General features: G+C 46.4%; 2 tRNA genes and 1 rRNA gene. All 3 read left to right on the top strand.

Annotation, left to right across the window (positions count from 1 at the left end):
- Positions 1 to 509: ribosomal RNA gene (locus tag ACRD7A_RS19085) — 16S ribosomal RNA — on the top strand; the annotation flags it as partial.
- Positions 510 to 712: 203 nt separating this feature from the next.
- Positions 713 to 789 (top strand) — tRNA-Ile (locus tag ACRD7A_RS19080).
- Positions 790 to 828: 39 nt separating this feature from the next.
- Positions 829 to 902, top strand: a tRNA-Ala gene (locus ACRD7A_RS19075).
- Positions 903 to 1,149: the final 247 nt, after the last annotated feature.

Raw genomic sequence — 1,149 nt, 5'->3', positions numbered from 1 at the left:
TTTTCTTCGGACACTTTACAAGGTGCTGCATGGTTGTCGTCAGCTCGTGCCGTGAGGTGTCGGGTTAAGTCCCATAACGAGCGCAACCCACGTTGTTAGTTACCAGCACGTCATGGTGGGCACTCTAACAAGACTGCCGGTGTAAACCGCGAGGAAGGTGTGGATGACGTCAAATCAGCACGGCCCTTACGTCCAGGGCTACACACGTGTTACAATGGTCGGTACAGAGGGCAGCTACTATGTGAATAGATGCGAATCTCAAAAACCGATCTCAGTTCGGATCGAAGTCTGCAACCCGACTTCGTGAAGCTGGATTCGCTAGTAATCGCGCATCAGCCATGGCGCGGTGAATACGTTCCCGGGCCTTGTACACACCGCCCGTCAAACCATGGAAGCCGGGGGTACCTGAAGTCTGTTACCGTAAGGAGCGGCCTAGGGTAAATCTGGTAACTAGGGTTAAGTCGTAACAAGGTAGCCGTACCGGAAGGTGTGGCTGGAACACCTCCTTTCTGGAGAGATTTTGATAGCCGATTTTAGGCTTTCATTTTTACCAATGTACTATTCATTTTTTAAGTATAAAGTATAGAGTACAGAGTACAAAGATTATTTGCAAGCTGTAAATAAGCTGACTACTGACTACTCATTACTGACTACTTAAATACTAAACAACAGCGTCAAGTAATCCTGTTTTGGGATAAGACGACACTGCAACAGTCCCGTAGCTCAGTTGGTTAGAGCACTACACTGATAATGTAGGGGTCGGCAGTTCAAGTCTGCCCGGGACTACCATGCTAGAAGCTAGCCGCTAGAGGCTAGAAGCTAGATAATGGGGGATTAGCTCAGCTGGCTAGAGCGCCTGCCTTGCACGCAGGAGGTCATCGGTTCGACTCCGATATTCTCCACAAAAAGCAACTAGACTAAAGAGGCTAGAGGCTAGCAAGCGAAAGTTTGCGAAAACACAAATAATGAAGATAAGCTAACATCTAGTTTCTAACAACTAGCAGCTTTAAAAGACGATATAATGGTTTTTTCAAGTTGGTTCGATTCCAACAATATCACGAAAGCATTAGAGAAGACTTCGGACTACGGTCTGCGGACTTTGAGCTTAAACGATCTTTGACATATTGGCAATACAAATCAAAATCATAG

Source organism: Carboxylicivirga longa (assembly GCF_050589825.1).
GTDB classification, from domain to species: domain Bacteria; phylum Bacteroidota; class Bacteroidia; order Bacteroidales; family Marinilabiliaceae; genus Carboxylicivirga; species Carboxylicivirga longa.
The sequence above is the reverse complement of the archived record's forward strand: the minus strand, read 5'-3'. Positions and strand labels throughout refer to the sequence as shown.